The sequence below is a fragment of the Kocuria sediminis genome, from assembly GCF_009735315.1.
Taxonomy (GTDB): domain Bacteria; phylum Actinomycetota; class Actinomycetes; order Actinomycetales; family Micrococcaceae; genus Kocuria; species Kocuria turfanensis.
In genome coordinates this window covers 1-22191 of the sequence record NZ_WOGU01000024.1, presented here as the reverse complement: position 1 = coordinate 22191, position 22191 = coordinate 1, and the positions used below count along the sequence as shown (strand labels likewise).

Here is a 22191-nt window from a genome sequence, read left to right as displayed (position 1 = left end):
GCCGCCGCCGGGCTGGCCCTGGCCGGGTGCGGCACCGAAGGCCCCGAGACCGGCACCGACGTCGAAGACGTCACCGACGGAGAAGTCGTCGAGAGCCCGACAACCTCCACCGACGGCGCCACGGAGACCGACGGCGCTTTCGCCTACGAGGGAGAGTACAACCAGGACTTCTACGACCAGAGCACCACCTACGTGGGTCAGCAGGTGACTCTCTCAGCCGAAGTCAGCGAGACCTTGTCACCGGACGCCTTCGCGATCGCAGGTGCCGTGGACCCGCTGCTGATCATCGAGGAGCAGGAGATCCCCTCCTTGGACGAAGGCCAGGTTGTGCAGGTCACCGGCACCGTGCAGGAAGGGTTCAACGTGACCACCGTCGAGGAGGATCTCGGGATCGACCTAGACGATGCGGTATTCGCCGACTACGAGGGAGACCCCTACATCCAGGCCACCCGGGCCGAAATCCTGGAGCAGGAATAAGCCCATTCTCCACCCGGCCCCGTAAGCGGGTGCCACCGCCGGCCCATCCCCGCCCCTCCCGTTCAGAATCGGCCGGGAACAAGCCGACGGAGACCGGGGAAGGACCCCACAACCTAAGGAGTCAGTGATGACTGATCCACACTATGCGGGTGCGAGCACCCCGAGGGGGCGGCGCAACGAGGTGGTCGCCGCGGAGAAGGACCAGTTCGGAGGCATGAAGTTCGGCTCAGCGTTCTTCGGGTGGTTGGCCGCCAGCGGACTGGCCGTGCTGTTGACCGCCCTGCTGGGGGCAGTGGGGGCCGGAGTCGGAGTGGCCACCACCGCCGATGTCGGCCAAGCCGTCGACCAGGCCACCCAGAACCCCGACAGCGTGGGCTGGGTCAGCGCGATCGTGCTGGCCGCCATCCTGTTCCTTGCCTACTACGCCGGTGGATACGTCGCCGGACGCATGGCTCGCTTCGACGGCGTTAAACAAGGCATCGCGGTGTGGTTGTGGGCGATCCTCATCGCGATCGTGCTCGCGATCCTCGGGGTGATCGCCGGTAGCCAGTTCAACGTGCTGGGCCAGCTCAACAGCTTCCCCCGCATCCCGATCAACGAAGGAACCCTCACCGCCGGAGGCGTCATCGCCTTGATCATCGCTGTTCTCATCCCGTTGATCGCTGCGGTCCTGGGCGGGATGTCGGGGATGCGGTTCCACCGCAAGGTCGACCAGGTCGGGATCAACCACCAGGCCGGCCTGCCCCTCTGATCCTCCCCGGCCACGGAAGTCAGTGCTTCCCGCTCCGGTCGGCCACCGGGGCGGGAAGCACTGACTTCCAGGGTGTGGCAACACAGGACCATCAACGGGAACGTCCCGCACGTGCGTGCAGCACCGGGTCCATCCGGCCTCAGGCCGGTGACCACCGCCTGCGCACCGTTGAGCCAGGTGTACACCGGGTGGATGGCGCGAGGACTGTGCCGACAGGCCAGCACAGCACCAGTGCCCCAGGGAGCCGTCCGTGCCGTTCGTTCGGGCGCAGTCGCCAAGCTGGAGGCGGAGCGCTGATGTGGGCCCCAGGAGGGAAGAAGCCGGAGCGGGGCCGGGGACGAGTGCTGGCGGCACCACCGGACCCGCCGTCAGGGCACGGTCATCGGAACCGGCTCCGGACGCGGCGATGACGAGGGAGAAGATGACAAGAGCAGTAACGTCACCGCGCAGGAAGGACGTGACCGGTCATTGCAGGGCCGAGGTCAGGCGGGCGGTGTTGTCGAGGTACTTCTGATACCAGGGCCGGGACAGCCAGGTCTGCAGGTCCAACTGGTGGCTGTCCGTGTGGTAGCTCTGGACGACTGTTCGCATGCGATGCACGAACTCCGAGTCGATCACCAGGAGACTGACCTCGTGGTCGAGGGCGAACGAGCGGATGTCCATGTTGGAGGAACCGACCACAGTCACGTCCTCGTCGATGAGAATGAATTTTGAATGCAGCACGTACGGGGCTTTGTAGAGGCAGATGGCGACTCCGGCCCGGGTCATCAGCTCATAGAAGGACCGCTGCGCGTGGTGGGTGAGGGCATGGCTAGAGGTCTCGCCCATGAACAACTGCACCTCCACGCCTCGTCCCACTGCGGTGCGCAAGGCGTTGTACATGGAGTCCTCGGGCACGAAGTAGGGACTGCACACGGTGATCCGTTCGTGGGCGGAGGCGAACAAATGGGTGAACAGTTCTAGATTGGACTCCTGCGCCAGCCCCGGCCCGGAAGGCAACACCTGGCACCGAATTCCGGGCTCCGGGCCCTGCCGCCCAGGTGGCAGAGCAGGCGCGGGGTCCTCGCAGACGATCTGATCGGTCTCGCAGTACCAATCAGTGACGAACACCGCGTCCAGATGACGCACCGCTGGTCCTTCGATGCGCAACATCAGGCCCATCCACTGCAGGCCCTTCCGCTTGTTCTTCCTCTTGTTGTAGCTGCGGTCGATGATGTTCTGGGAGCCGGTGAACGCCACGTGACCGTCGACCACGAGGATCTTGCGGTGGTTGCGCAGATCGGGGCGCTGATACTCGCCTCGCCACGGACGTACCGGCAGCATCCGCCGCCAGGGGATCCCGGCTTTGTCCAGCCGTTGCACGATCTGGCGGTAGCCGGGATACCCCACGCTGCCGATGTGATCGATCAGGACCAGTACCCTGATCCCCCGGCGGTGGGCGTGCTCCAGGGCGGAGACCACGGGCTCCGTCGTGGGGTCAGCGACGGCGATGTAGAACTGGAAATGCACGTAGGACTGCGCGTTCCTGATCTGATCGGCCATCGCCTGCAGTGTGTCGTCGTAATGGGTGAGGATGTCGAGACGATTGCTGCCGGTAAGCGCAAAGGCCCCGTTGTGCTCGTTGAGCCGGATCGTCTCCTGCAACCACACAGGCAGTTCCGCAGTGAGTGCCGCGCTGGTACCGGTGTCCTCGGGACTGAGCAGGTCCACGGCCTGTCGTTGCTTCTTCTGACGCGTGGCGGGCAAGGTCGCCCGGCCCAGCACCAGGAAGATCAGCCCGCCCAGGATGGGGAAGAAGAAGATGACCAGCAACCAGCCCCACGCTGCTGAGGGCCTGCGGTTGTGCGGCACCACCCCCAGAGCCACGAGCCTGATGATCAGATCCACGGTGAAGAACGTAGCCGTGGCCCACGGCGGAACGGATTGCCAGAGCATCTGAGCGACATCCATGGGCCCACCCTACGGGCACCAGTTCCTGGGTCAGTGTCTAAGCCTGGGGCCGCCGGTGGCCTCTCCCACAGCAACTGACCCACCCCAACACCGAAGAAGAGGAAAACCAGGACCGCGGCACGTGCACTTGTGGCAGCGTGCCGAGGGGGAGAGTCTCCGGCCGACATGAGCCTGACGGGGATCTTCCAGGCATGGCTCTGGGCCCCCCGGGGGCCGCCTGATCAGCTGGCGGATGCTCCGGTCGCCACCACCTGCGCCTGATCCAGATAGGGTTCCCCGACGTGCCGGTCGTAAAACCCAGCTTCCTCGCCGGCCTCCACCGCCTTCTCCTCCACCGGTGGCGCGAACTCCTCCCGCACAATCCCGGTGACCTCGACACGGGTTCCCGCCTCGACCTCAGGCACGGCGTACCGGGCGCTGACCAGCAGAGGATCCAAACCCGGATCAGCCGGGCTGGCCAGCAGGTACGAGGAACGGGAACGGATCAGATCACTGATCTCTCCCGTCAGCGTCACTTGCTCACCGGTGTAATCGGACAGCTCCGCCCGGAACGCTGCATCAAAGGGCCCGGTGTAAATACTGTCAGCACCGTCCGCGCCGGTGGCCTCCGGCGGCGGGGAAGACCCATCACTGGTCGTCGGGGAACCTGCCGAGGCGGTGGGATCCATGGTCTGGTCGGTGGGTTCGGTCTCACCGCATCCCGTCGTCAGGGCTACCCCCACCGAAAGAGCCGCCCCGATCACCCATCGTCTGGGCCCCTGACGGTGTGCGTTGATCATCATGCCGTGCTCCTGTTGTGGGGTGGGAGTCTTGAGCCCTCGACCTGGTGCCCTTGGCAGTGGCGATCTTAGGAGGGCGAGGCGGTGTCCTGTGGTTCCGCGATCTCCACCGAGGTGGCGTTAAAGAACGGCTGGCCGTCGTAGAAGGCGAGCACCTCGGGCCCTGGAGGATCTCCCAGGTTCTCCTCCGTGTCGGGGACGTTGTAGGCCTCATGCACTGTTCCGGTGACTTCGACCTGTTGGCCCACAGCAAGACGGGAAGCATCCTCATCGAAGTTCACCACCAACAGAGGATCGACGTCGGTATCACCGGCGGCGGTGATCGTGAAAGCCACGGGCGAGACGATGGTCTCAACCTCACCGGTCAGCGATATCTCGTCCACGGCATAAGCGTCCAAGTCGGCGGCGAAGACTTGGTCATAGGGGCCGGCAAAGGGCTCGGCTGGTTGGTCCTGAGACTGCTCGGCGTAGGAGCCAGGGAGCTCCGGACCTGTGCCACAGGCAGACAACCCCAGTGCCGCCGCAGCCAGAACCGTGGTTGCCCCCTTCATTCGCCGCCACTGTCTGTCATGGTGAGTGCTCATGGCTACTCCTGTCGGACGAGCCAGGGGCGGGAAACGCGCCCCCACGCAGATCGGCCAAAGCCAAGAACCAGGCCCTGATCTCCACACTACGGCCGCTCCTCGCCAACGGTGGAGGGATTCCGGGCACTCCCAGCAAGCCAAGTGTGAACCATCATGAAATTGTTCGGTTATATGGAGGATGGAGTCCTCGTCTCGCTGATTCCGCCGCACGTCCACGACACCGTGATGCCACCGGGGCCACTAAAGCCCTGGAGCTTAACCGTGCCATTCAGCGGAGGCGCCGGTACGCCCAGGCGGGTTCACTGCAACGACGACGGCCCTACGGCACCCTCTGGCGCGACTAATTCGGTACTGCTCGCACAGCAAAAGCGCTGATCCAGCGGACCTGGAAGTAATCGCTACTGCGTACCCCAAGGACTAAGAGGAAACAGCCTCGGTCCCACGCCTCAGGCTGCACTTTACATATGGCCGGTTAGCGGCGAACCGCGCTGCGGTAGGGGGCCCGTGGTGAGTGCTCAGGCGTCGAAGTGGGGGCCGCCGGGCCTGGGTCCACGGCCGCGACGCTGAGTCCATCCCGGAGCGGGCCAGACGGTCCGATCTTCGTGTCCACCTTTTCGACCCGGCGGCTGACGCTGGAGGAGATGCGGTGTCCAGCCCCATGGGCGATGCGCAGGCTGCCCGGCCCCGTGTTGCCAGGCGTAGCCTTGAGGACAGGGGTACGGCTCGATCGAGGTTTGTCCTGTCGTCGATGCAGCGGCGGCGCGCACGGTGCGCAGTGGGCTCGAGCGGCCCTATTGGACCGAGGAGGTCCCCATGGAATCCAAATCCACTGCAGTGGAGCTGACTTCAGTCTTCGCCCGGATCCAGGACATGCTCCTGTCCCAGGAACAGGCCGCGGTCGCGGTGCACCAGCTGGCCCAGGTCGCCCAGGACCTCATCCCCTCCTCCGCCGGAGCCGGGGTCTCCCTGATCGACACCGACGGGGCCAGAACCAGCACCGGGAGCACCGATGACCTCGTGGAGGCCGCCGATGCTCTCCAGTACGAGCTGGGGGAGGGCCCGTGCCTGAGTGCCTGGGCCACTGCGACCCTCCAGCGCAGCAACGACACCACCGATGAGGACCGCTGGCCGCAGTGGTCGGCGGCCGCCGCTGCTTTGGGGATCCGTTCGATACTCAGCGTCCCGCTGGTGTTCCAGGGCCGGTGCCTGGGGGCGATGAAGGTCTACGCCACCGTCGACAACGCCTTCACCGGGCACGAGGAGCAGCAGCTGGGCCTGCTGGCCGCGGTGGCGGCGACGCTGCTGGGCGCAGCCCAGACCCGCGAGGCCCCCCAAAAGCTCAGTGCCGCGCTGCAGTCTGGGTTGGGGGATCGGCAGGCGATCGATCGGGCCACCGGGATGCTGATGGAGCAACGGGCCACCGACCCCGATGACGCCCATGCCGTGCTGATCACCGCCTCCCTGGCCCAGGGCCGGCCCATGGTCGAGGTCGCCCGCCAGATCCTGCAGCGACACCCGGACCCGGACGGCTGAGGTCTTCCGGTGGATGAGGAGGGGGTCGGGGCCGAACAGGCCCGTCTGCTGGGCGAGGTCATCGGCCGTGCCGGTATCGCGGTGCGGCAAGTGTGGTTCCACTACTTCACCCTCGGCGGTCACGCCGGGGAGATTGAGGTCGAGGCCTATCTGCACCACTGCCTGGAGTTGCCCCGGCTCCAGCGGGACCTGTTGGCTCATGCGGCCAACGAGCTCCTCGACCGGCAACCTCCGTTGCGCGCCCCGTACGCCAAGGACCTGCTGAAACCCCCGGGCCGCCCATCGCAGGAGTAGATGGGTCCGCTGCGATGAGGCCGCGTTTCCCGGCCCGTTTCTCGCCCAGGGCTTCCGGTGCACAGCGGCCTGCGGTCCTGGCCCACCCTGAAGCCAAGCTGCAGGGGTGGTCCGCGGGGGAGGGTGTCGGGCCTGCGGTGGCGATCCCGTCCGGGCAGGGCCAGAATCCAGCAGCACCGGTCTGCGTCGTTCCGCACAGGGGCTGCGGTCGAGGGGGGGCGGGGTGCATTCTGGTCCCACAGCCCGCACTGCCCGGCCATGTGCCGGGCAACCCCGGATGGAAAGAATCAGATGATGGGTGAGCCCGACCCCGAGCCGGTCCAGAACCGCACTCGCAGACATCGGTCCCAGGCTCGGTCCCAGGCTCGGGCCCGAGAGCAGGAGTTGGCGGCCCAGGCCGACGAGCTCAAGCAGGAGGGCCAGTCCCGGGTGCGGGCCTGGAAGACCCGGCAGGCCGCCGACGGTGACACGGGCCTGGAGATCGATGACCCCCGCGCCGATCAGGCCGATGGGCCACCGCCCTCCACCGAGAAGGCCGGGACCACGGGTGCCACCTCACCGGATACGCCGAGCCCGACCCGTCGGCGCCGCAAGCACGGCAGCGGCTACGGCACCGGGGATCTGGCCGGACAGCTGAGCGAGATGGCCCGCACCCTGCAGCAGGAGCAGGACGTGGAGGCCACCCTGGCGGCGATGGCGCACGCGGCCCTGGAGCTAATCCCCGGGGCGGCGGCAACGTCGATCTCGGTGGCCCGGGCCCACCACACCGTGACCTCCCATGCCGCGTCCTCGGACCTGGCGGCGGTCGTGGACCGGCTGCAGGAAGCCCACGGGGAAGGACCCTGCCTGGATGCGGCCTATGCGCAGACCATCGTGCGGGTCCCGGACTTCACCCACGAGGACCGGTGGCCGTCCTTCGCCCCGGCCGCCGCCGAGGCCGGGGCAAGGTCGATGCTGTGCTTCCAGCTCTACACCGACGAGAGCGACCTCGGGGCGCTGAACGTCTACGGCGCCGGCGCCGAGGCGTTCACCACCGCCTCGGAGGAGATCGGGTCGCTGGTCGCCGCCCACGCTGCCGTGGCCCTCGCCGAGGCCCAGCACATCAACCGCCTGCACCAGGCCCTGACCACCCGGGATCTGATCGGCCAGGCCAAAGGCATCCTGATGGAGCGGTTCAAGATCACCGACCAGCAGGCCTTCGTGGTCCTGACCACCGTCAGCTCCCGATCCAACCTCAAACTGCGCGAGGTCGCCGAGCAACTGGCCACCACCGGCACCTTCCCCGGCGAGCACTGAGCACCAGCGCACGGACCGCCCGCTTGAGCCACGGTGGGTCAGAGACTGACCGCCAGGCGACGCCCTCCCGATGGCACCCATCGGAGATCCTGCATCGACCGGGCGCACCGTGGAGGAGAGCGCAGTGTGGCCCCTCGCAGGTTCGCGAACACACACCTTTGCTTCCTTGTGTGAACGCGCGGATTCCGAGGGGTCTTGCCGGGGCGGACGGGATGGACGACTCTGCTGGTGAGAGGGGGACGCCCAAGGCCCCTCGATCTCCGGGACGGGCCGGTGACACTACGGATCCGGGGGGATCCACCACTGCAGGTGGGTGTCCGGTCTGAGGCGGAGAACAGAAGGGGCGGGAGCGGCTGGGGGGCCGACCCCGCCCCTTTCTCCTGAGCTGCGGGGCCGCTCCGGTGGCCGGTCACGACGGTGTCGACCGCCCTGACGGTGCGCGAGAACGGGGCGAACCGGCCTCCTGCGCTGCGGCGTGCACGGGCCGGCCCGGTTCTGTGTCCGGGACGAACGGCCTGCGTCATTTGTCGGTGCCCTCCCGGGGGCGCACCTGGTACTCCCGCAGGTCCAGCAGCTTGCGTTCCCCCAGCCCGTCCTCGCGGATCCAGACCACGCCCAAAGCAAACGAGACGGTCTCCACCGTTCCTGTCCAGTGCACCACTCCGCGGAGCCGGGCCTGCACCACCTGACCCGGGCGCAAGCGCTGGGCCGCTGGGCCGCTGTCCCCCCGGGCTTCCTCGTCGGCGCGGCTACCGGTCGCAGCAGACCCCCCGGGCGCCCCGCGGTCTGCGCTTTCATGCCAGCTCATGATTCATCCTCGCCACAGAAACGCAACCGCCGGGGACTGTGACCGAAAGTGGCACTGACCTGGGTAAACCCGGTCGCGCCCAATGGTTCCGTGGACAACGACACCCCCGCCACGGCCCCGAGGCGCACGGCTGACCTCGGCCGGGCCCGACGGGGAACGCCCTGGTGGCGCTGCCGCACGCCAGAGGTCCCTGCAGGTGTGAGCGCCGGGGGCTGGCGTGTGCCCCGCCCCAGGGAGGGCGGGGCACACGGTCACAGGCAACGCATCCTGCGCGGGGCACCCGGACCGGTGGGAGAACCGTGGGGCTCCTGGTGCCGCTTCAGCCGAGGAACTGAAGTGCGTCCGAGGCTAGCAATCCACCACAGTGAATGTCAGCACACTTAGCGATGGTGATCTATTGTGACCGGCCGGCGCCCGGCCTGGTCGAGTGCTCTCTCCCGCTCGTCGGCGCTGCCGCACACCGCCGGTCGCGGCCCGTCGGCCTTCTCGTCGGTTAGGGAAATGTGGAGGAGTACCAGGAAACGTGGGTCACCGGGACAGTTGATGCCTACCGGTTGCCGGACACTGCTCACGAGAACGACGTTGCAGTTGGGGTTCCGCTTTTCGGAACTGGATGAAGCATCGGCCTGGACAGCAGGCCTGGGCTCAGTAGCATGCATCGCATGTCCATCAAGTTCGAGAACGTCGGCATCGCTGTCCGTGATCTCGAAGCGGCGATCGCCTTCTTCACCGACCTCGGGCTGACCCTCCTGGGCCGGGACACGGTCAGCGGGCAGTGGACGGACATCGCTGTGGGCCTCGACGGCAACCACGCCAACATCGCTATGCTCCAGACGCCCGACGGCAACGGTCGCCTCGAGCTCTTCGAGTACCTCCACCCCGCAGCGATCGAGACGGAGCCCACCCGGCCCAACGAGATCGGCATGCACCGCGTCGCCTTCTCGGTCGACGACCTCGACGAGGCCCTCGAGATCGCCGCCAGGCACGGCTGCCATCCGCTGCGCGGCGTGGCGGTCTATGAGGATGCCTACAAGCTCACCTATGTCCGGGGACCCAGCGGCATCATCGTGATGCTCGCCCAGGAGCTGAGAAGGCGCTGACGACACGTCGGCGGTCGTCTGACCATCGAATCACGGGACGCCACCGGCCACAGCCGCCGGCACCCCTGCGGGAGCAGACCGCCGAGGAGCATCGACGGATGCCCGCCGTCCGCTTTACATATGGCTAGCTACCGGACACCGATGACGGTGGTTGCGCTTCGGCTGTGGTTGTTCCACGGAGTTCCGGTTGGTGCTGGGAGGTCGCGGTCACCTCCATGGCCGGCAGTGCATTGCCGGATCTGGCCCGGATGCTACCGAGCCAGCGCGCTCAGTGTGGCGTCCAGGTGCTCCAGCAGCAGGTCGGCGTGCTCATGGGTAAACACCAGGGGCGGGCGCATCTTCAGGACGTTGTCGTGAGGGCCGATGCGGCTGATCAGCACACCGCGTTCGCGCATGTCCTCCACCACGGCGGGCGAGCTGGAGTAGTTCCCGGTCCGCTGCACCCCCGCCCGTCGCCGCCCGAGGGGCGGGCGGCGACGGGCGGGCCCCGGGGCGGGCCCGGGTCAGGACCACTCACCTCCCGGGCCCGCCCCCTCCTCTGTTTGCCCGTTCTGCTGTCCCGGAAAGGACTTCCCTGTGTCTGTCTCCCGCACCGCCCTGCTCGTCGGCCTCTTCCTGGGGTTCGTCGTGGCCTTCGGCACCTTCACGCAGTTCCTGCTCGTCGTGCTGTTCGGTGCCGCCGGACTGCTCGTCGGCCGGACTCTCGAGGGCAAGCTCGACCTGTCCGAGATCACGGGACGCGCCCGCCGATGACCACCCTCACCACCCCACACGACACCACGTCCGCTCCGGCGGGTCCTCACCGTCCGGGCGGGCACGCTCCGGTCCCTGCTGATCCGGTCGCACGCGGCACCTTGACCGTGCCGGCCTCCGTGGTCGCCAAGATCGCGGCCCAGGCCGCCTGGGAGCTCGACGCCGTCGGCGCCGCCTCCGGCGGTGTGCTCGGCCTGGGTGCACGCCGCGACTTCGAGCGGCGCCCCACGGCCGACGCCGAGATCTTCGGGACGGCCGCCGTGATCACCCTCGATGTGGGCGTGGCCTACCCCGCCCCGCTGCGCCGGACCGCCGACCGGATCCGCACCCACGTCACCGATCGGGTCCAGCGCCTGACCGGGCTGACGGCGGAGCAGGTGGACGTCGAGATCTCCTGGCTGCACCCCGCCCCAGTGCGTGGCACGAGAGGAGCCCTGCTGTGAGCACCCCGTCCTTCCCACCCCTGCGCCGCCGACCGGCCCGGGTGGTGCCCTCCGTCCTGGTGGGCCTGCTCGCCCTGGGCGCCGCCGGATTCCTCGCCTGGGCCGCCGCCCTGCGTTTCAGCCGGGGCTCCTGGCCCGAGCCGGTCGCTTCCGGTGCCCCCGCCGTGCTCGAGACCCCGGTCACCGACCCGGGCGTGTTCGCCGCCGGCATCGTGCTGGGCGCCCTCGGGCTCGTCCTGCTGGCGTGCGGACTCGTCCCGGGCCGGCACCGCAGCGCCCGGCTGCACGTGCCCGCCCACCTCTACGCCGGGTCCGAGGAGACCGTCCTGACCCACCGCGGCCTGGGCCGGCTGCTCGAGACGCGCACCGGCCGTGTCGACGGCGTGGGGCGGGTCCGCGCCACGGTGGGCGACCGGCGGGTCCGGCTGCACGTGGACACCCCGCTGCGCAGCACCGGTGGCCTGCGCAACCGGGTGCGGACCGTGGCCGAGGACGCCTTCGTCCGCCTGCCGCTGACCAGAACCCCGAAGGTCTCCGTGACCGTGACCGAGAAGAGGAGCTGACCGATGCGCACCGTCTCCGGCGTCCGCAACCGTATCCTGCTCACCGTCCTGGGCCTGGTCCTGGTCCTCGTCGGGGCCTGGCTGGTGCTCGTCTCCACCGGTGCGGTGTCCCGCGCCCCGGGGCTGGGCGACCTCGCCCCCGCCGACGGGGCCGCGTTGGGCGATCTGCTCGGACCCCTCGGCCAGGTGCTGCTGCCGGTGGGAACGGCCCTCGTCGTACTGACCCTGATCGGGGCTCTGTGGTGGCTGATCCACCAGATCCCCACCAAGGACCGGCCCGTGGACTACCGGCTCCACCAGGACGACGACCACGGGGCGGTCACCATCGCGCCGTCCGTCATCGCCACCGCTGTCCGGACCCAGTGCGAGGAGCTCCCCGGGGTGAAGCGCGCCTCCGTGGATCTCTCCGGGTCGGCCCGGGAGCCCGAGCTGTTCCTCGACCTGCTCCTGACCCCGGGCGCGTCCGTCGAGCGGGTGCTGGACCAGGTCTACGGCACGGTGGTGGCCGATCTGACGCAGGCCCTCGAGGTCGAGCTCGCCCACGTGGCGGTCCGCCTGGACGTGTCCCGTGCGGCCGCATGGGACACGCGGACCGCGGTCCAGGAGGCGAGGCCCCGGGGCACGGCCTCCCCGGCGACCGCACGGGCCGCCTGAACGCGCCCTCCAGCCTGGCTATTGCCGCTTGCCCGAGACCTCGTCCTCGAAAAGGCCGAGGTCTCGGGCTGCCACAACGCCCAGGTACGAATTTCCCCGGTCGCCCAGCGGCGGCAGGATCCACCACCACAACGCCTCGACAGGACGACGCCACCCCCGGCGGCACGCATTCCTGTTCCATCAGGACGATGCCGCCCAAGGAACTACCCGACAGGCACCTTCCCCCGAAGCGGCCGACCAGCCGCGGGTAGGTCCGCGGGCAACGAATACACCACCAGCTCAACCTGCCGCCTTCACGCGTGGCACGGGTGGCGGTCGCTGTCCCCGAGAACGATGGTGCATGCGGGGGCCTCCGGTGCCTGTTGGGGCTGGTCCGGGCTGGGGTCGGCGTATTGCGCAGGCGATGCCGTTCTGGCCAGTCCGAGCAGCTGAGAGAGCCCCTGCAGATGCTGGCATCATGGCGCCATGGACGATAACGCCACACCGACCTCGAAGACCGTGCGGATCGACGGACGCCGGTTCACGGGAGCCTCCAACACGGCCGAGGGGGAGGTCGGCTCCACCACGATCTTCACCTATCACCAGGAAGGTGGAACGGTCTGGGCGGACTACGCCGGAGGGGCGGTCCGCAAGGGATTCCTGGTGGGCACGCGCACCGACGACACCCTCACGTTCCGCTATACCCATCTCAACGTGACGGGCGAGACCGCCAGTGGAAGGTGCATCTCCAAGATCGAAGTCCTCGCTGACGGCCGGGTCCGGTTCCATGAGTCCTGGGCATGGGAGTCCCGCACAGGCACCGGCACCAGTGTCGTGGAAGAAACCGGGTAGTTCCCAGGCAACATGCACGATCAGCGGAGGTGCAGCATTCCGCCAGCGGCACAGGCCGGGTGGCCACAGAACCAGCGCAGGCGCGTCCCGGGTCCACCCTGCTGCAGTGAGCGTTCCTCTGTGCTGGAGTTCTCGGCCGGAGTGTTCCCGGTGTCAGTCGACGGGAAGGAGGATGCTTCGCGGCTCCGTGGCGTCCGTGCGGGGCCGCTCGCCGGAGGCCAGCAAAACTCCCCCGACCGTTGCGCTCCACAGCGTGAGGATGTCGAAGGCCAGGCGTTCGGTCAGGCCCAGTCCCAGGGCCAGGGAGGTTCCGCCGCTGAGCGCGTCGAGGAAGAGGGCGAAGCCGGCCACCGACACGACCACGCCCACGGCGGTGACCACAGGCACCGCCCGGGGCAGCGTCGTACCCCAGGTGGCCCGGACCAGCAGGACCATGCCGGCCCACTGCAAGGGTGCCTGGACCAGCGCGAAGAGGTGGTGCAGATCGGGGTGCAGGTCCCAGGGGGTCAGGCCCACGCCCACCACGCAGAGCCCGCCCGCAGCCAGCAGCACCGACCCGGCCCGGCCGCCGCGCCGGCGGGGCCAGACCGACCACAGCAGCACCGCCCCCAGGGCCAGGGTGAGCCCGTTGACGACCGTGGCCGCGTTGGCCAGGACGTGCCAGGGGGAGCACACGTAGCGCTCCACCCGGGCCCCGGTATCGGCGACCCCGCACATCGTGGCCCCGAGATCGCTGATCAGGTGTGAGCGCCACGAGTACGGGAGCGGCCACCGCGCCGCCACCAGGACCTGCACCGGGATCAGGGCCGCAGCCAGGAACCAACACCACCCGCCCACCTGCTGTGTGCTCATGCCCAGACCATACAATACAAATGTATTGGACCGAGGAAAGGAGGTCATGTCGTGGCTGAGGGCACCCGGGAACGCATTCTCGAGGCCGTGGTGGACGTCCTGGTCGACCAGGGCGTGGACCGGCTGCGCGTCCGAGCCGTGGCCCAGCAGGCCGGCGTGTCGGTCGGGGCGGTCCAGCACGCCTACCCGACCCGCAACCAGATGGTGCACGCGGCCATGGATCACGTCTCCGCCCGGTTCACCGCCGATCTGCTCGAGGCGATCGATGCGGGCCGGTCGGCGGAGGAGAACCTGCTGGCGGTCGCCCGGATGCTCGCCGGGGTGGAAGAGGCCGGGCGCCCGGCGGCGGTGGTGTGGCTGGCCTTCACGTCCCTGGCCTGCACCGATCCGGTCCTCGCCGCCGCCCACCGGTCGGCCTGGCAAACCCTCGAGAACGGGCTGACGCACCTGCTGGTCCAACTGAACCCGGCGGCCACCGCGGACGACGCGGCGGCGCTGCTGGCCCTGCTCGACGGGCTGGCCATCGCCCGCGCCACGGAACCGGATCGGGTGACGGCCGCTCGCGCCGAGACCATCATCACCGGTCACGTGCAACAACTCGCCCGCCGCTGCCCCGGCACGTCCGAGGAGACCGCCTGACGGACCACCACGGGGGTGCCCGGAACCCAACGGCAGGGTGCCATGTCCTGCCGCGAGAGCACACTCCATCAGCGCCGGTCCTCGACTGCCCGTGCGCGTGGGCGCGCCATGGTGCCGGGCAGGAAGGCTGACTGGCGGAGTGTCAGTCGACAGCGGTTCCATCCCCTGCGCCAACCACATGGCCGGGTGCCGGCGCCATGCCATGAGTACGACGCTGGAAGATTGGTCACTTCGGTACGGTCTTTCGAGTGCCGCTGGATGATCGGACGACGAGTTCGGGTTTGATGAGGCGCTCGATCGGTGTGCTGGTGTCTCCTGCTAGGCGTTGCAGGAGCATGGACACGGCGAGTTCGCCGATGAGCCTGGCCGGCAGTTTGACCGAGGTCAGGGCGGGGGAGGTCCATGGTGCGAAGGGCAGGCCGCCGTATCGGACGGCCTGGACCTCGTCCGGGGCGTGAATATCGTGCTCGGCCAAGGCTTTGAGAACACCGAGGGCGAAGTAGTCGTCGCCGGTGGCGATGGCATCGAAGGCGGCGCCAGAGGTGATGAGGTCCGTGCAGGCGCGGTAGGCCTCTTCCGCCCGCCATTGTGGGCCGGTGTTCTCGAAGCGGCGCGTCGGCAGGTGGATGGTGGTGGAGGTCGCTTCGGGGACTTCCGGCATGGCTCGGGTGAAGCCTTTTTGCCGGTGTGCGATGGTGCTGATGGCCAAGGCCTCCTCGAAGTAGAGGATGGAGCGGGCGCCTTGGCTGAGCAGGTGGTGGGCGGCGGCATGGCTGTTCTGGTACCTCGTCGCCGACGAGGTGGTCGAGGTCGCACTGGCCTGGCTGGTGGCCACCGGCGGACACGGGTTCTCCAACGCGATCATCGGGCTGCTCACTCTGGGCGGGTGCTTCATCGGTGAGCAGCGGTTGCACGTGAAGCACCGGCGCCTGGAGACCGAGGGCGACCCGGACCCGCTGCCGGCCCCCTACGACTACCAGACCCAGGCCCAAGCCGGACTCTTCATGGGCTGGGCGTTCGGGATCATCACCTGGGCCGCCACCGTGGCGTGGCTGGCCTTCGTCGGGGTGGGCGCGGCGCTGACGTTCTGGCCCATCCTGGGCACGACGATCCTGTGGGCTGGGCGGATGGAGATGGCCCACGCGCGGGTCATGGACGCCCGTCGTGGCCACCCGCCGGCATCTGTCCACCACGACTGAGCGAGGAAGGCCGAGGGCGCACCAGATCCCTTGATCGCCGCCAGGCACCGACATCACCCGGAGGCCGCGAGCCTCGGCTTTACAAATGGCCCGGTCAGCGGCCATAGACCCAGCTCAGATGCCCGCCGGCCCGCCAACGAACCTCGCCCAGACCGTGTTTCTGCACGATGACGGCCGGGTGGAGCGCGCCAGTTGACAGCGCAATGTGAGCTGCCTCATGCTGGGGACCATGAACCTGTCAGACAGCCCGACAGCTGGACGGCCCATCGAGCGTTTCAGTGCGGCCGAAGCTGTTTTCAAGGACCTGCGCGCGCAGATCCAGGCCGGGCACCTGGGAGTGGGGGACAAGCTGCCCTCCGAGGCGGCTCTCGCTCAGCAGTACGAGGTGAGCCGGTCGGTGATCCGTGAGGCTCTGCGCTCCTGCGCGGCGCTCGGCCTGACCGTCAGTCGCACCGGCAAGGGGACCTTCGTCGTCTCCCGGCGGGTGACCGACGACCTGACCCTGGGTGCGTACTCGGCGCGGGACCTGCACGAGGCCCGGCCGCACATCGAGATCCCCGCAGCCGGCCTCGCCGCACGTCGCCGCACGGAGGAGGACGTGCGGTTCCTGCACGACCTCGTGGCGACCATGGCGGACGAGGACGATCCGCAGGCCTGGGTCGAGCTGGACACCAGCTTCCACGCCGCCGTCGCCAGGATCAGCAGCAATCGGGTGTTCGAGAAGGTCATCGCCGACATCCGCGAGGCGCTCTTCCACCAGTCGGAGACCCTCAACGTGGTGGCGGACCGCCAGAAGCACTCGGACGAGGAGCACCTGCGCATCTTCCGCGCCATCCGGGACGGCGCGGCCGACGAGGCGGAGGCCGCCATGCGTGACCACCTCGCGGCCGTGCGCGACGCCCTGGGCGCCATCACCCGCGAATAGTCCGGCAGCCGGCCTGCCCTCCCGGCCGGAGCCCCTCCCCGGTCCGCCCTGCCACGATCCCTGCGCGGCGCCGCCCGGCGTCCCGCTGCGCCGCGGTGCCGCCACCGCCTGCACCGACCACCTCCAGCCCGACCACCCCCCCCAGTGAGGACCCGCATGACCATCACAGCTCCCGGGACGCCTGTGCCCACCACCGCTCGCCCGCAGCACGTCCCGGTCGCCGAACAGGTCCGCGACGGCGTCGTCGAAAGCGTCCACTACGGCTCGTTCATCGCCACGGACGCCGCCGGGCGGATGCTGCTGACGGCCGGTGACCCCCTGGCCCGCTTCTATCCCCGCTCCTCGCTCAAGCCGCTGCAGGCGGTGGCCATGCTCCGTGCGGGGCTGGACCTGCCCGGGCACCTGCTTGCCCTGGCCGCGGCCAGCCACTCCGGGGCTCCCCTGCACCAGGACGGCGCCCGCCGCATCCTCGCCCTGCACGGCACGGACGAGACCGCCCTGGAGAACGTGCCCGACCTGCCCTACGGGGCCGCCGAGCGGGACGCCGCCCTGCGCGCCGGTGAGGGGCCTTCGCACCTGGCCCAGAACTGCTCCGGCAAGCACGCGGCCATGGTCGCCACCTGCAGGGTCAACGGCTGGGCCGTGGCCGGATACACCCACCCCGGCCACCCGCTCCAGCGGCTGATCGCGGAGGTCGTGGCGGAACTGACCGGCGAACCGCTGGGTCCGGTCAGCACCGACGGCTGCGGCACGCCGCTGTTCGCCGTCACCCTGCGGGGCATGGCCGCCGCCTTCGCCCGGTTGGCCTCGGCGCCCCCGGGGACGCCCGAGGGGCAGGTCGCCTCCGCGATGACCGGGCACCCCGAGCAGGTGGCCGGGGAAGGCCGGGACGTCACGGAGCTGATGCGCAGGGTCCCGGGCCTGCTGGCCAAGGACGGCTTCGAGGGGCTGCAACTGGTGGGCCTGCCGGACGGGCGCGGGCTGGCCGTGAAGATCGCCGACGGCGCCGACCGCGCCCGGATGCCTGTGGCCGTGCACGTCCTGCAGCACCTCGGTGTGGACTCCGGGGCGCTCGCCGGACTGGACCGGGTCCCCGTGCTCGGCGGGGGACGCACCGTGGGGTCCCTGCACGCCGTCGACCTCGTCACCGCCGGGTGACCCACCGTCCTGCCACCTCCACCCCTCGTGACCTCCGGGAGATCTGAGAACACCATGACCGAAGCTGCCTTCCGCTCCGAGCACGACCTGCTGGGTGACCGACTGGTCCCCGCCGACGCCTACTGGGGTGTGCAGACCCTGCGCGCCGTGGAGAACTTCCCCATCACCGGCCTCGCCCTGGGCGGGCACGCGCATCTGGTCCGGGGTCTGGCGGCCGTCAAGCTCGCCGCAGCCCGCGCCAACCACGAGCTCGGGCTGCTCGACGCCGCCCGGGCCGACGCCATCGTCGCGGCCTGCCGGGAGATCCTGGACGGGCGCTTGCACGACCAGTTCCGCGTCGACGTGATCCAGGGCGGCGCCGGCACCTCCTCGAACATGAACGCCAACGAGGTGATCGCCAACCGGGCCCTGGAGCTGTTGGGGGCCGAGAAGGGGGAGTACTCCCGGCTGCATCCCAACGACCACGTCAACCTGTCGCAGTCCACCAACGACGCCTACCCCACAGCCGTGAAGATCGCCACGATCGCCGGCGTGCAGGAGCTGCTGGCTGCCCTGGAGCTGCTGGAGGACGCCTTCGCGGACAAAGCCCGCCAGTTCCGCACCGTCGTGAAGATGGGCCGCACCCAGCTCCAGGACGCCGTGCCCATGACCCTGGGCCAGGAGTTCGGCGCCTACGCCGTGATGATCCGGGAGGACCGCCAGCGGCTCGCCGAGGCGAGCCTGCTGGTCCACGAGATCAACCTCGGGGCGACGGCGATCGGCACCGGGCTCAACGCCCCGGACGGCTACGCCGCCGCGGCCTGCCGCCACCTGGCCGCTGTGACCGGTCTGCCGCTGGTGACGGCCGTGGACCTGGTGGAGGCCACCCAGGACGTCGGGGCCTTCGTGCACCTGTCCGGGGTGCTCAAGCGGGTGGCGGTGAAGCTGTCCAAGATCTGCAACGACCTGCGGCTGCTCTCCTCCGGGCCGCGGGCGGGTCTCGGCGAGATCAACCTGCCCGCGGTGCAGTCCGGGTCCTCGATCATGCCGGGCAAGATCAACCCGGTGATCCCCGAGGTCGTCAGCCAGGTGGCCTACGAGGTCATCGGCAACGACGTCACGATCACCATGGCCGCCGAGGGCGGACAGCTGCAGCTCAACGCCTTCGAGCCGATCATCGTGCACAGCCTGCACCAGAGCGTCTCCCACCTCCGGGCGGCGTGCACCACGCTCACGGAGCGCTGCGTGCGCGGCATCACCGCCAACGAGGAGCACCTGCGCACCTCCGTGGAGCACTCCATCGGCCTGGTGACCGCACTGAACCCCCGCCTGGGCTACGCCACGGCCACCGCGATCGCTCAGGAGGCCCTGGTCACGGGCGCCGGTGTCGCGGAACTGGTGCTCGAGCGCGGCCTGCTGACCGCCGAGGAGCTGGGCAGCATCCTGCGCCCGGAGCGCCTGGCCAACCTCACCGTCTGACCCGTCCACGAGCTCCACCTCCACTCACCGAGGAGACCGACCCATGTCCGTGCACCACCCGGACCGGCGCCACGCCACCCCGGCCCAGCCGCCCACTGCCGCCCTCGACATGCTTCATGCGGAGGACGAGGGCTACCACAAGGGGCTCAAGCCCCGGCAGATCCAGATGATCGCGATCGGTGGCGCCATCGGCACCGGGCTGTTCATGGGGGCCGGCGGCCGGCTGGCCGCCGCCGGGCCCGCTCTCGTGCTCGTCTACGCGGTCTGCGGCTTCTTTGCGTTCCTCATCCTGCGCGCGCTGGGGGAACTCGTCGTGCGCCGCCCGTCCTCGGGTTCGTTCGTCTCCTACGCCCGGGAGTTCTACGGCGAAAAGGCGGCCTTCTTCACCGGCTGGCTGTACTGGCTCAACTGGGCCATGACCGCGATCGTGGACATCACGGCTGTGGCGTTGTACATGAAGTTCTTCGCCCGGTACTGGGCTCCCATCGGTGACGTCCCCCAGTGGGCGTACGCCCTGGCCGCCCTGCTGCTGGTGCTGGGACTGAACCTCGTCTCGGTCAAGGTCTTCGGCGAGCTCGAGTTCTGGTTCGCCCTGATCAAGGTCGCCGCTCTCTCCGCCTTCCTGCTGGTCGGGATCTGGTTGGTGCTCTTCGGCACCCCCGCCGACGGCAGGGAGACGGGTCTGTCCCTGGTCGCCCAGAACGGCGGGCTGCTGCCCAACGGGATGCTGGCGGCGGTCGTCGTCATCCAGGGTGTGGTCTTCGCCTATGCCTCCATCGAGCTGATCGGCACCGCCGCCGGTGAGACCGAGCACCCCGAGAAGGTCATGCCTCGCGCGGTGAACACGGTGATCATCCGCATCGCGGTCTTCTACGTCGGTTCGCTGACCCTGCTGTCCCTGCTGCTGCCCTACTCCGCATACCAGGCTGGGGAAAGCCCCTTCGTCACGTTCTTCGGTTCCATCGGCGTGGCCGGCATGGACACCGTGATGAACCTGGTGGTGCTCACGGCGGCGCTGTCCTCGCTCAACGCCGGGCTCTACTCCACGGGCCGGATCCTGCGCTCCATGTCCCTGGCCGGGTCCGCCCCCCGCTTCGCCGGCCGGATGAACCGGGCCGGCGTCCCGTACGGCGGCATCGTGCTGACGGCGGCGGTCGCCGTGCTGGGCGTGCTGCTCAACGCCCTCGTGCCGGCCCAGGCCTTCGAGATCGTGCTGAACCTCGCCTCCGTCGGCATCGTCAGCGCCTGGGGGATGATCATGCTCTGCCATCTGAAGCTCGTGTCGTGGTCCAAGCAGGGCAGAGCAGTGCGTCCTGGCTTCCGCCTCCCCGGCGCGCCCTTCACGGGCTGGCTCACCCTGGGGTTCCTGGCGACCGTCGTCGTGCTCATGGCCTTCGACTCTCCGGTAGGGACCTGGACGGTCGCTTCCCTGCTCCTGCTCGTGCCGCTGCTGGTCTTCGGCTGGTACCGGTGCCGGGACCGCGTGCACGAGATCGCCGCGACCCGCACCAGCTCCCCGCGCACGGCACCGGCAGCGTCCGAGGAGGCCGGACTGCCCGTCCGGTAGGGCCCGGCCGGGCGGGGAGCCGGGCGCCCTCCCGGCCGACCGCGGCCCATGGTCACTCCTGTGACCGGCATGTCCGACGTTCAGGGCATTCCCCTCGAGGGCGCATGAGGAGGCGCCGTTCAGGCTCGGGGCCGGCAGGACGTCGGGGAGCACGTCGGCCTTCCACGAGGCCGGCCACCGGACCCCGCCCATGGCGGAGATGTCGCGATGAGTGGTCCTCCCGGGTTGGTGCATCCCGGTGGTGAACCGCGGAGCGGATCGCCCCGTGCTGCAGAAATCTCTTGACAGGGAGGGGAGCGCGCGCGGACACTTTTCCCATGCCGTTGCGTTGCGCATTACGCGCAACGTTGCATCATCTGCAGATGCTCTCTCCAATTCCGTATCCCCACCGAGGTCAATCCATCGTCTGATGGCCGACCGCCCCGACGCACCACTCGGTCCCGGGCTTGCCCACCGTCCGCAGTGCAGGAGCGACGTCGGTCCCTGTCCGAAACGACATGTGCGATCACAACGCCAGGAGATCCGCTATGAGCTTTGCGCGCCGCCTTCTCACAGACATCCTCAACGACTGGTCCATCTCAGCCCCCACGTCCGGCGCCTCCGGTGCTGACACCGTCACGTCCCATCCCTACGGGGCATCAGGACGACTCACCGCCGTTCCCTGGGCGGGCCTCCAACTCGACGTCACTGACTGACCGTCCTGCGACGCCGCTTTCCGCTCACCACCGAGAGCGTCATCGCCCAGCTGTTCGTGTGCAGGCCCTGGTGCTGTGGACCGCGGTGCTCGTGGTCCGCCGCGAATCCATGGCCTGCGCCGACAAGCTCGAGCCGCGGGCCTGCTGAGCAGGAGGCAGGACGACGACGGCGCGGGCCCCGGCACCGGCAGGTGCCGCGGGCCCGCGCCGTCGTCGTGGCACGAGAACCGAGGAGGCTCAGCCCTCGCAGTCGGTGCAGTACAGCAGCCCGTCGGTCTGGCGGGCAAGCTGGGAGCGGTGGTGGACCAGGAAGCAGGAGGAACAGGTGAACTCGTCGGCCTGCTGCGGCACCACGGCCACGGTGAGCTCTTCGTGGGAGAGATCAGCACCGGGCAGGTCGATGCCCTCGGCGGTGTCGGCGTCCTCGAGGTCGATGGACGGGACCTGGGTGGCCGTGCTGGTGCGGGCCCGGATCGCCTCCAGGGACTCGTTGGCCGGCTCGTCCTCGGGGCGGGTGCGCGGGGTGTCGTAATCGGTGGCCATGCGCGGAAGCATGCTCCTTCACAGGAAGACAGGGGAGTGGACACCGACCAGAACCCCACCAGCAGCCCCGGTATTCCACGTCAGAGAGCACACGGACGACGGTATGGAAAGGGGCGCGGTGGGCATGCGCGGAGCACCGCACTCGACATCAGGCCGGCAGCGGCGGACTGCGCTTCCGCCGAGGTGCCCACATGGCATGTCAGAGGGGGGTGTGGGGTGCGGCGGCCTTGGTGCCCGTCTGGCGTACGGCTTTGCGTTGCCTGGCGTGGTCGATGAAGGAGATGACGGGTCCGGCGGTGACGCCGTGGATCACGATGGAGGCGACGATCACCAGTCCCA

24 protein-coding genes are annotated in these 22191 nt (G+C 69.2%); 17 read left to right on the top strand and 7 right to left on the bottom strand.

Going from position 1 to position 22191, the window contains the following annotated elements:
• Both GMA12_RS18365 and GMA12_RS17555 read left to right on the top strand, forming a co-directional pair.
• Nucleotides 1-477, top strand: a 477-nt coding sequence (locus GMA12_RS18365) for a hypothetical protein (RefSeq protein WP_162460026.1), incomplete at its 5' end; no start/stop codon positions are given.
• A gap of 127 nt (nt 478-604) precedes the next feature.
• Complete coding sequence (locus tag GMA12_RS17555) at nt 605-1228, top strand: hypothetical protein (protein WP_156270794.1); 624 nt, start codon at nt 605-607, stop codon at nt 1226-1228.
• Between the two features lie 465 nt (nt 1229-1693).
• Here GMA12_RS17555 and cls read toward each other — a convergent pair whose 3' ends face one another.
• The 3 genes from cls to GMA12_RS17540 all read right to left on the bottom strand — a co-directional run bounded on the left by cls (nt 1694) and on the right by GMA12_RS17540 (nt 4541).
• Nucleotides 1694-3178, bottom strand: a complete 1485-nt coding sequence (cls, locus tag GMA12_RS17550) for a cardiolipin synthase (protein ID WP_156270793.1) — start codon at nt 3176-3178, stop codon at nt 1694-1696.
• Between the two features lie 221 nt (nt 3179-3399).
• Nucleotides 3400-3960, bottom strand: coding sequence for a hypothetical protein (locus GMA12_RS17545; protein WP_156270792.1), 561 nt, complete (start codon nt 3958-3960; stop codon nt 3400-3402).
• Between the two features lie 65 nt (nt 3961-4025).
• Entirely contained in the window at nt 4026-4541 is a 516-nt protein-coding gene (locus tag GMA12_RS17540; RefSeq protein WP_156270791.1) for a hypothetical protein, read from the bottom strand.
• Nucleotides 4542-5354: 813 nt separating this feature from the next.
• Between GMA12_RS17540 and GMA12_RS17535 the strand changes: the two genes are divergently transcribed.
• The 4 genes from GMA12_RS17535 to GMA12_RS17520 all read left to right on the top strand — a co-directional run bounded on the left by GMA12_RS17535 (nt 5355) and on the right by GMA12_RS17520 (nt 9572).
• Entirely contained in the window at nt 5355-6074 is a 720-nt protein-coding gene (locus GMA12_RS17535; protein ID WP_156270790.1) for a GAF and ANTAR domain-containing protein, read from the top strand.
• A gap of 9 nt (nt 6075-6083) precedes the next feature.
• The gene (locus GMA12_RS17530) at nt 6084-6368 is read left to right on the top strand and encodes a hypothetical protein (RefSeq protein WP_162460025.1); all 285 of its coding nucleotides are present in this window, start codon (nt 6084-6086) and stop codon (nt 6366-6368) included.
• Nucleotides 6369-6752: 384 nt separating this feature from the next.
• Nucleotides 6753-7664: an ANTAR domain-containing protein gene (locus GMA12_RS17525; protein ID WP_240898949.1), complete on the top strand. Its 912-nt coding sequence runs from the start codon at nt 6753-6755 to the stop codon at nt 7662-7664.
• 1470 nt (nt 7665-9134) lie between these two features.
• Nucleotides 9135-9572: a VOC family protein gene (locus tag GMA12_RS17520; protein WP_156270789.1), complete on the top strand. Its 438-nt coding sequence runs from the start codon at nt 9135-9137 to the stop codon at nt 9570-9572.
• A gap of 251 nt (nt 9573-9823) precedes the next feature.
• Here the strand turns inward: GMA12_RS17520 and GMA12_RS17515 are convergent, their stop codons facing one another.
• Nucleotides 9824-9976, bottom strand: a complete 153-nt coding sequence (locus tag GMA12_RS17515) for a hypothetical protein (protein ID WP_206064736.1) — start codon at nt 9974-9976, stop codon at nt 9824-9826.
• A 172-nt stretch (nt 9977-10148) separates the two neighbouring features.
• On the opposite strand from GMA12_RS17515, the gene GMA12_RS18480 reads away from it, so the two are divergent.
• The 5 genes from GMA12_RS18480 (at nt 10149) to GMA12_RS17490 (ending at nt 12816) form a co-directional block, all read left to right on the top strand.
• On the top strand, nt 10149-10325 hold the full coding sequence (locus GMA12_RS18480) for a hypothetical protein (protein WP_156270788.1): 177 nt from the start codon (nt 10149-10151) through the stop codon (nt 10323-10325).
• Nucleotides 10326-10426: 101 nt separating this feature from the next.
• Nucleotides 10427-10768: an Asp23/Gls24 family envelope stress response protein gene (locus tag GMA12_RS17505; protein ID WP_240898948.1), complete on the top strand. Its 342-nt coding sequence runs from the start codon at nt 10427-10429 to the stop codon at nt 10766-10768.
• Nucleotides 10765-11331, top strand: coding sequence for a DUF6286 domain-containing protein (locus GMA12_RS19450; RefSeq protein WP_156270786.1), 567 nt, complete (start codon nt 10765-10767; stop codon nt 11329-11331). Before GMA12_RS17505 ends, GMA12_RS19450 begins: the two co-directional genes overlap by 4 nt.
• Before the next feature lie 3 nt (nt 11332-11334).
• Nucleotides 11335-11985, top strand: coding sequence for an Asp23/Gls24 family envelope stress response protein (locus GMA12_RS17495; RefSeq protein ID WP_156270785.1), 651 nt, complete (start codon nt 11335-11337; stop codon nt 11983-11985).
• 465 nt (nt 11986-12450) lie between these two features.
• On the top strand, nt 12451-12816 hold the full coding sequence (locus GMA12_RS17490; protein ID WP_156270784.1) for an avidin-fold protein: 366 nt from the start codon (nt 12451-12453) through the stop codon (nt 12814-12816).
• Nucleotides 12817-12969: 153 nt separating this feature from the next.
• Here the strand turns inward: GMA12_RS17490 and GMA12_RS17485 are convergent, their stop codons facing one another.
• The gene (locus GMA12_RS17485; protein ID WP_162460024.1) at nt 12970-13668 is read right to left on the bottom strand and encodes a DUF998 domain-containing protein; all 699 of its coding nucleotides are present in this window, start codon (nt 13666-13668) and stop codon (nt 12970-12972) included.
• 51 nt (nt 13669-13719) lie between these two features.
• Between GMA12_RS17485 and GMA12_RS17480 the strand changes: the two genes are divergently transcribed.
• Complete coding sequence (locus GMA12_RS17480; RefSeq protein ID WP_156270782.1) at nt 13720-14307, top strand: TetR/AcrR family transcriptional regulator; 588 nt, start codon at nt 13720-13722, stop codon at nt 14305-14307.
• 226 nt (nt 14308-14533) lie between these two features.
• Here GMA12_RS17480 and GMA12_RS17475 read toward each other — a convergent pair whose 3' ends face one another.
• On the bottom strand, nt 14534-15142 hold the full coding sequence (locus tag GMA12_RS17475) for a substrate-binding domain-containing protein (protein ID WP_162460023.1): 609 nt from the start codon (nt 15140-15142) through the stop codon (nt 14534-14536).
• Here GMA12_RS17475 and GMA12_RS18360 point away from each other — a divergent pair.
• The 5 genes from GMA12_RS18360 to GMA12_RS17450 all read left to right on the top strand — a co-directional run bounded on the left by GMA12_RS18360 (nt 15036) and on the right by GMA12_RS17450 (nt 20614).
• Entirely contained in the window at nt 15036-15506 is a 471-nt protein-coding gene (locus GMA12_RS18360; protein ID WP_162460022.1) for a hypothetical protein, read from the top strand. The two genes, GMA12_RS17475 and GMA12_RS18360, sit on opposite strands and share 107 nt — an antisense overlap.
• Before the next feature lie 229 nt (nt 15507-15735).
• Nucleotides 15736-16431, top strand: coding sequence for a FadR/GntR family transcriptional regulator (locus tag GMA12_RS17465; RefSeq protein ID WP_156270779.1), 696 nt, complete (start codon nt 15736-15738; stop codon nt 16429-16431).
• Nucleotides 16432-16587: 156 nt separating this feature from the next.
• On the top strand, nt 16588-17589 hold the full coding sequence (locus tag GMA12_RS17460; RefSeq protein WP_156270778.1) for an asparaginase: 1002 nt from the start codon (nt 16588-16590) through the stop codon (nt 17587-17589).
• Nucleotides 17590-17643: 54 nt separating this feature from the next.
• The gene (gene aspA / locus GMA12_RS17455) at nt 17644-19047 is read left to right on the top strand and encodes an aspartate ammonia-lyase (protein ID WP_156270777.1); all 1404 of its coding nucleotides are present in this window, start codon (nt 17644-17646) and stop codon (nt 19045-19047) included.
• Nucleotides 19048-19090: 43 nt separating this feature from the next.
• The gene (locus GMA12_RS17450) at nt 19091-20614 is read left to right on the top strand and encodes an amino acid permease (RefSeq protein WP_370832063.1); all 1524 of its coding nucleotides are present in this window, start codon (nt 19091-19093) and stop codon (nt 20612-20614) included.
• Between the two features lie 932 nt (nt 20615-21546).
• Here the strand turns inward: GMA12_RS17450 and GMA12_RS17445 are convergent.
• On the bottom strand, nt 21547-21852 hold the full coding sequence (locus GMA12_RS17445) for a DUF4193 domain-containing protein (RefSeq protein WP_156270776.1): 306 nt from the start codon (nt 21850-21852) through the stop codon (nt 21547-21549).
• Between the last annotated feature and the right edge of the window lie 339 nt (nt 21853-22191).